Origin of the sequence: Pedobacter miscanthi (genome assembly GCF_032678605.1) — a bacterium.
Taxonomy (GTDB): domain Bacteria; phylum Bacteroidota; class Bacteroidia; order Sphingobacteriales; family Sphingobacteriaceae; genus Pedobacter; species Pedobacter miscanthi_A.
Genome location: NZ_JAVTSU010000035.1, coordinates 21188 through 29872 on the forward strand (window position 1 = coordinate 21188; position 8685 = coordinate 29872).

Annotated in this window: 6 protein-coding genes; all 6 read left to right on the forward strand. The window is 43.7% G+C overall.

The features are described 5' to 3' along the window. The first annotated feature begins 11 nt into the window (after positions 1–11). A complete protein-coding gene (locus tag R2R28_RS28270; RefSeq protein WP_316829020.1) occupies positions 12–1928 on the forward strand; it encodes a RagB/SusD family nutrient uptake outer membrane protein in 1917 nt (638 codons plus the stop codon). 16 nt (positions 1929–1944) lie between these two features. Beyond that, positions 1945–3171 (forward strand): DUF5000 domain-containing lipoprotein, encoded by a 1227-nt coding sequence (locus R2R28_RS28275; RefSeq protein ID WP_316829021.1) that lies wholly within the window; start codon positions 1945–1947, stop codon positions 3169–3171. 20 nt (positions 3172–3191) lie between these two features. After that, positions 3192–4553, forward strand: a complete 1362-nt coding sequence (locus R2R28_RS28280; RefSeq protein ID WP_316829022.1) for a DUF4998 domain-containing protein — start codon at positions 3192–3194, stop codon at positions 4551–4553. 155 nt (positions 4554–4708) lie between these two features. Then, complete coding sequence (locus R2R28_RS28285) at positions 4709–5737, forward strand: glycoside hydrolase family 18 protein (protein ID WP_316829023.1); 1029 nt, start codon at positions 4709–4711, stop codon at positions 5735–5737. Next, a complete protein-coding gene (locus R2R28_RS28290) occupies positions 5718–7553 on the forward strand; it encodes a glycoside hydrolase family 9 protein (RefSeq protein ID WP_316829024.1) in 1836 nt (611 codons plus the stop codon). The genes R2R28_RS28285 and R2R28_RS28290 overlap by 20 nt, the downstream gene beginning before the upstream one ends. A 41-nt stretch (positions 7554–7594) precedes the next feature. Then, entirely contained in the window at positions 7595–8389 is a 795-nt protein-coding gene (locus R2R28_RS28295; protein WP_316829025.1) for a ThuA domain-containing protein, read from the forward strand. Positions 8390–8685: the final 296 nt, after the last annotated feature.

Below are 8685 nucleotides of genomic sequence, written 5' to 3' on the forward strand. Positions count from 1 at the left end.
CAATGAAAAATATGATGCAAACAAAAAAGATATGGCCGGTACTGGTTTTACTGTTATTCGCTGTTTCTTCCTGCAAAAAATTTCTGGATGTGGTTCCGGATAACGTACCTACTATAGACAATGCCTTTACCAGTAAAAATGAGGCTGAAAAATTTTTATTTACCTGTTATTCCTATTTACCAAGAAATGGTGATGTGATGAGTAATCCGGGCTTTCTGGCCGGAGATGAACTCTGGATTCCGAGCAGCCGAAGGGGTACTTTTGATACCCAGGGCGGGTTGATGAACTGGGATATTGCCCAGGGCAGGCAAAACTCGGCAAACCCGATCAGCGGGGTATGGACAAGCAGGTACCAGGCCATCAGACAATGTAATATCTTTCTCGAAAACATCAAAAATGAAGAGAAAGCATTCGATTTAAACCCTGATTTAAGGGCTCGCTGGCTGGCAGAAGTAACAGTTTTAAAGGCATTTTACAATTTCGAGCTTTTACGGATGTACGGACCAGTGCCTATTGTAGATACCAATATTGATATCGATGCGCCGACTTCAGACATGATGGTGAGCCGCTTGCCTTTTGATGATTGTGTAAACTATACAGCCGGTTTGATCGATAAATCTATCGCCTCTTTACCTGTTGTAATCAGCGACCGTACCAACGAACTGGGCAGAATTACACAACCTATTGCACTGGCCATTAAAGCCAAACTATTGTTACTTGCGGCTAGTCCGTTATTTAATGGCAATAGCGATTATGCCCGTTTGGTAAATAAAGACGGAACACCTTTGGTAAAAACTGCTTTCGATAAAACCAAATGGGACAGGGCCATGCAGGCGGCAAAAGCAGCAATCGATGTATCTGAACAGGCCGGGATAAAATTATACACCGCCGTTCCATCGGCTGTGCTTTCTCCTTTTACCAACCAACAGATGAGTTTGAGGGGGGCAATTTCAGAACGCTGGAATACCGAACGGGTTTGGGGTTTATCCAATAGTTATGCAAGCCAGTTGCAACGTGTAGCCATGGGCTGTCTTGACAGTAAGTTTACACCAAACAACTCAAATGGCCAACTGTCTGCCCCAATGAAGATTGTCGATCTTTTTTACACCAAAAACGGCGTACCGATGAGCGAAGATAAAACACTCAATTTCACGGTAAAGAACGAACTGAGAACCGCAACCCGCGATGAACGTTTTGCCATTAGCGAGGGTTATCAAACGGCACGAGTAAATTTCGATCGCGAGCCACGTTTCTATGCTGATCTTGGATTTGATGGCGGTACCTGGTACATGATTGCCAATAATCCTGGTACTGGAGACGAAAGCACCTTTTACATGCAGGCCAAATATACCCAACCCGGTAATTCCGGCGCCGAAGGTTATTATAATGAAACCGGATATTTTATTAAAAAGTTAGTGGAGGCAAACCTCACTAATTCGGCCACGGCCAATACAGTAAAACAATATGACTGGCCCGAAATCAGGCTCGCCGATATCTATCTGATGTACGCTGAAGCCGTAAATGAAGCTAACGGGCCAACCGATCCTGAAATATACAAATACCTGGATCTGATCAGAACAAGGGCCGGATTACTTGGCGTTAAGGAATCATGGGAAACTTTTGTTGATGGCGGTGGTGCAAAACTGGGTGATAAAGAATATGTAAGGCAACTCATCAGGCGCGAAAGAGGTATTGAACTGGCTTTTGAAGGAAGCCGTTTCTGGGACCTTCGCCGGTGGAAAACTGCAGCTATTGAATTAAATGGGGCTATTTCTGGCTGGACCATTAGCCAGGTTGCGCCTGTAGGTTATTATCAGAACAGGGTGATTTATAACCAGACTTTTATTGCGCCAAGAGATTATTTGTGGCCGATTCAGGCAGGTGCCTTTAGGGTAAATACCAATTTAGTTCAAAATCCAGGATGGTAATCATAAAAATTAAGAAATGAAATTAATTAAATCAATTTTAATGTTGGCATTGCCCTTAATTACAATATTAAGTGGTTGTCAGAAAGATATCCTTGGCCCATTGGGTAATAATCCAAATCCGCCAGGCGCACTAAAAAACGTGCAGATAACCAACCAGTCGGGGCAGGCAACACTTACCTACGAGCTGCCTACCGATCTGGATGTGGCCTATGTAAAAGCCGAGTACACCTTGCTTTCGGGTGCAAAAAGAGAAGTAAGGGCTTCTTTTTACACCAGTCAAATGGTGGTTGATGGTTTTGGCGATACACAAGAACATGAAGTAACCCTTTGGGTAGTAAACAAAAGTGAGGTGGCTTCCACACCGGTAACCATCAAGGTAAAACCACTGGAAAATGCCATTCAGATTGCTTTCAGAACCGTTAAAGTAGTTCCGGCCTTTGGCGGTATCAATGTTTCGCTAAAAAACATCTCTAAGGCTAACCTTTCCATCATCCCGATGCGTTTGCAGGGCTACAAAGGCTGGGTTGCTTTCGATGGTATTTATACTTCCGCAGCCGACATCAGTAAAAATATCCGTGGATTGGATACCATTCCGGTAAAAATAGCTGTGGTGATCCGCGATAGGTTTTTAAACCAGACCGACACCCTGTTTACAACCGTAAAACCACTGTTCGAATTACCCCTGGCTAAATCCCTGTACCGGGAAATGCAGCCGGTAATCTGGCCGGGAGACCAGCGTGCCAATTTCTCCAATAACGGAACAGATGCTACGGGGGTAAGAAGGATATGGGATGCAGAAACAGTAGCATTTCCTAGTGTGGCCTATACGCCGCCAACCACTACCGACCAGGGCCCCCACTCCATTACATTCGATCTTGGGCAGGTGGCCCAGCTGAGCAGGCTGGTGATCTGGGATTACCCTGAAACCGTGAGCGGAAGGAAAACCTACTATTACCGTGGCAACATGAAAAACTTCGAAATATGGGGCTCTGCCAATCCTAATCCCGATGGAAGTTATGATAGCTGGTACAAACTGGGCACTTACACCTCTGTAAAACCATCGGGCCTGCCTTATGGTGAAGTAAGCGATGAAGACCAGACTACGGCTGCTGCCGGTTTAAGCTATGATCTTGATATCAATGTGCCTAAACTGCGTTACCTGAGGATAAAATGTATCAACAACTGGCAGGGAACAAATTTTTTGATGATTACCGAGGTACAGGCTTATGGAAATCCTAAATAATGAAACAAAATCCAATAGCGATGAAAAAGATGCTTAACATAAGGCTGATCATGTTCCTGTTTGTAATAGGGATAGCAGCATTTACATCCTGCACTAAAATGGATGACTTTAAAAAATACGTGGAAGGTGGCGAAATATCCTACACCGGTAGGGTCGACTCCTTAAAAATACGCTCAGGGCGCAACCGGGTACTGGTTCAGGGATTGTTTATCTCTGACCGGAAAGTGACCAAATGCAAAATATACTGGAACAGCCGGCAGGATTCTTTAATCGTGCCTGTTGAGCGGAAACTTTCGGTAGATACCCTTAGTAAGTATGTAAACAATTTATTCGAGGGTTCCTATAATTTCGAAATCATTACCTACGATGCAGCTGGTAATGCTTCCATTCCGGTGGTAAAAAGCGGCGTAAAGGTTTATGGTGATAACTATGCAGCCTCTTTAATCAATATGCCTGTTTCGGATGTTTCTTTAGATGGAACAACGGCAACCATTACCTGGGGCGGACTTGATAAATCCAACGGTCCACAGTACATGGATGTATCCTATATCAACACAGCAGGTGTTAAAACGAAGGTTAAAAAATTAGTCAATGCGGCAACGGCCATCCTTTCGGATTATAAATACCGCAGCACTTTCGATTACCGGACGGTTTATTTACCTGATACAATGGCAATTGACACCTTTTACACGGCTTACCGTGTTGGGGTTAATGCCCGTACGGATGTTACCGCTACTTTTATTGCAAACCCGGGTAAAATGAATCCGGCGAGTACAACGGGTACCCAGTTTCAACCGGTAAGTGCCAGCCAGGGCGCTGTAGTTGCCGGAAATGCAGCCATCTGGCGGAGATTGGCTTCATGGACATCGAATGCGCAAGCCAATAACTGGGGTACCGATTTTGATACTTTTGGCACCTATGTACAGCGAACGGCAGAAAATGTGACCAATTTCGGCACCATGTCTTTCGAGGCCGGAAAAAACACTACAAACACCAATTTGAACACCATTAATAATGGTAAAATTTACCAGACCCAGTTATTGCCCGCTGGCGAATACAGTATGGAAGCACGGGTAGGTAATGCGAGCCTTGCCTCTGCAACCTCATTAAGTTATTTTGTGGCCAATGTGGGCACGCAGCTTCCTGATGTTAACGCACTGGCCGCAAAACCAAGTCTGCTCAACCTCGCAGATGTAAATGATGCTTCTTATACACAGATAAAACCAACGGCAACAGGCTTGGCCTATACCATTAGCATTAATTTTACGCTAAATCGCCCTACTCAGGTAACTTTTGGTTTCGTAGCAACGCTTTTAGGAAACACTTCAACAAATTACTACCTCAAAGTTTCAGGCGTAAGGATGAAATCACTGGCCTTTTAATTATTACGCATCAACATATTGCCGAACCGGTTAACTGCTTTTATTAAGTAGTTACCGGTTCAATATTTAACCGAAAAAGCGGGTTATTTTTCTTAATCAGGCTTAAACCCATGCCCCTACATTAATCTATGATACCAAAACACCATTACAAGCAAATGAGATCGATAAAATCCTTATCGCTGATGCTCCTCATGGCTACCATTCCCTTTGTGCAAAGTTGTGTTGTTAAAAAAAATCAAAAACAGCAACAAGCTAAAAAAGTTATTGTTGCCTATGTAACCTCATGGACCAGCGTAATGCCGGATCCAAAACACATTACACACCTTAATTATGCTTTCGGGCATGTAAACGATACCTTCAATGGCATCCGAATTAATAATCCTGAAAGACTCAGAAATCTTACCGAATTAAAAAGCACCGCCCCCGATCTCAAAATCCTGATTTCAATCGGCGGTTGGGGCAGCGGAAAATTTAGCGAAATGGCAGCATCAGATACCGGAAGAACAAAATTTGCAGACGATTGCTTACGTGTGATTAAAGAGTTTAACCTCGATGGTATTGATATAGACTGGGAATACCCCACCAATAAATCGGCTGGAATTTCTTCCTCTCCTGAGGATACAAAAAATTATACGTTAATGATGAAAGCCATCAGAAACAGAATAGGTAAACAGAAATTATTAACTTTAGCCTCATCGCCTGATGCACATTACATTGATTTCAAAGCAATTCAGCCGGTAATTGATTTTGTGAACATCATGACCTACGATATGGGAAATCCCCCACATCATCACGCAGGTTTATTCCGGTCGAAATATACCAAATGGATCAGCGCAGATGAAGCTGTAACGGCTCATGTAAAGGCAGGAATCCCGATACAGCAACTGGTTTTGGGCATTCCTTTTTACGGGCATGGCAAAAACGGCATCAAAGGTTATATAGATTACAAGGAAGTGGTTAAACTTACCGGTTTTAAAACCCTATGGGATGATGATGCCAAAGTACCGTACTTAGAAAATGATAAGGGAGAGCTGGTATGTACTTATGAAAATCCCGAATCAATACAGATTAAATGCGAGTACCTGTTAAAACGGGGCATGCTCGGCGCAATGTACTGGGATTACGCAGGCGATACCGAAGAAGGTACTTTAAGAAAAGCAGTTTATGCAGGCATTAACAAATGATGCTCAGGAATTCAATTATAAAATGATGAGATATAGTACAACCGCCATTTTAATATTCAGCCTGTTCACCAACATTTCGCTTTCCAAAGCCCAACTATTACCGCAGAACGGAATCCAGATTTTGGTAAACCAGGTTGCTTATAACCAGCAAGGTACTAAACAGGCCATGGTAAAAAGCGAACAGCCCCTGCCTGTTGGCCTGCACTTTCAGGTTTTAGATACCGCAACCCGATTGTCTGTATTTTCGGGAAAAGTTAAAGCCAGCGAACGTGTGGCCGGCTGGGAAACCGGATCTTTCTACAGCCCGGTAATTTTCTCCGGTTTTACTAAAAACGGCACCTACAAAATCCGCCTTTCAATAAACGGACAAACAATAGATTCTTTTCCCTTTCAAATAGGAGATGCTTTAATCGGCAAGGTTGCCATTCCGGCCATTGTAAACTTTTTTCAACATCAACGGGCAAATTCTCCTGAAGAACTTAAAGCCGATCAGCAAATACGTTTACACGGCAGTACCCGTACCGTTAATTTAACCGGTGGCTGGTGCGATGCTTCAGGCGATGTAAGCAAATACTTCTCCCACCTGGCCTATACCAATGTAATGCTGCCTCAACAGATTCCTATGGTTACCTGGTCGATGGCCAATACCGTAGAAACTGTTCCTGCCCTGTTAGAAAATATTGGCAGTAAACAGTCACTCACCGCTGAGGCCATTTACGGCGCAGATTACATCATGCGCTCACTCGATCCCGACGGATATTTTTACATGACGGTTTTCAGTTATTTCGATAAAAACCCGTCTGCCCGAAGGGTGGTTGGTTTATTGGCCGATAGCAAAACTACCGACGATTACCAGTGTGCCTACCGTGAGGGTGGCGGGATGGCTGTTGCTGCTTTGGCGCGCATTTCCCAATGGAACATCAATGGCGATTTTAAAGCTAAAGATTACCTCGATGCAGCCGAACGTGCTTTTGCCCACCTGCAAAAATATAGCCTGCAATATGCCGACGACCATAAGAACAATATAATAGATGATTATTGTGCGCTAATGGCTGCCAGCGAACTCTGGAAAGCGACGGGTAAAGAATTGTATCAAAAAGAAGCCAGGATCCGTGCCGAAAACCTGCATAAACGCCTTGCTCCTGCCGGATATTTTATTGCAAATGATGCTAACCGCCCATTTTGGCATGCGGCTGATGCAGGTTTGCCGATTATCTCATTGGTAAGGTACCTGGATGTAGAAAAAGATCAGGCATTTCGGAAAAACGCTTTATCAACCATTAAAAAAGCGCTGGATTATAACCTTAACATCACCAAAGAAACAGCCAATCCCTTTGGATACGCAAGGCAAAGTTTTATTTATAAAGGGAAGGTACAGAATGGCTTTTTTATCCCCCACGATAACGAAAGCGGATGGTGGTGGCAGGGCGAAGATGCCAGGCTCGGTTCTTTGGCGGCAGCCGCAATTGTGGGCGGCCGTTTGGTTTATCCCGGCAACGGCGCTTATGGCGTAAAACCCGAGCTTTCGCAATTTGCAGATCATCTCGTATCCTGGGTTTTAGGCTGCAATCCTTACAACATCTGCATGATGTATGGTTACGGGCAGAACAATGTACCTCACATGAGCTCCATGTATGGCCACGGCACAGGTAAAGGAGGCATTTCTAACGGCATTACCGGCAAAGATGGAAAAGGTGATGGCTCTGGTATCGACTTCAAAATAACCGATAACGGAAACGAGTGGCGTTGGACCGAACAGTGGATTCCACACACCGGATGGTTTTTACAGGCCGTAACGGCTATGTCGGTTAAGTAACCGCAAAAAACAAAATCATTAGTACCTCATTATTTAGCTCAATGAAAAATATTTTTTATAAACAATTCCTTTTAGGTATAACATTGCTATTATTAAGCACCTCAAATGTAAAGGCCCAGTATCGTCCAAAATTTAAAGTTCTGGCCTTTTATAGTAAAGAAGTCGAATCTGCGCACGTTAATTTTGCCAATGATGCCATTAAATTTTTTCAGGATTTAACCATAGGAAAAACCTTTGTGTTCGATTTAACCACCAATATGGACGATATGAACGACGAAAAGGTGAAAGATTATCAACTGGTGATGATGCTGAATGATTTTCCAACCAGTACGGCCCAAAAACTGGCCTTCCAAAAATACATGGAAAATGGAGGTGGCTGGATGGGTTTCCACGTGGCAGCCTATAACGACCGCACCACTAACTGGCCCTGGTTTGTCGATTTTCTGGGAGGAGGTGTTTTCGAGCGGAACAGCTGGCCACCCTTACCCGCAAAACTGAATATTGAAGATAACAAACACCCCATTACAAAAGCTTTACCCAAAACCTTTATCGCTCCTGCCAACGAGTGGTACCAATGGAAACCAAGTCCGAGGGAGCGTAAAAATGTAAAAGTGCTGGTGTCTTTATCGCAGGATAATTACCCCTTAGGTTTAAAAGATATTCTTCCCGGTGGAGATACGCCGGTGGTTTGGACCAATACCGGTTACCGGATGATTTACCTGAACATGGGCCACGGAGGAGAGATATTTAAAGATGCCACACAGAACAAACTCATTATTGATGCCTTCCGCTGGGTAATTGCTACGGATAAAAAAGGAAATGTGTTTAATCAATAGTAAAAATTTGGTTAGTGATGACTCCAAATCATGATCCAAACCATGGTATGTGTCTCCACAGGCCATTCACGAAATTTAGTTTTCATTGTTTTTTGCTACGGCAATCACGTAAGTCCTCCTATGTATTTGAAAAATGCTAACTTCTACCATTGCCGGACATAAAAACACCCGTCATTGCGAGGTACGAAGCAATCTTACAACGATCGCTAAGTATTAAAACTATATAATGCTTTTTGCCCACCCATTGTAGTAAGATTGCTTCGTGCCTTGCAATGACGACTTGAGAGATAATGACC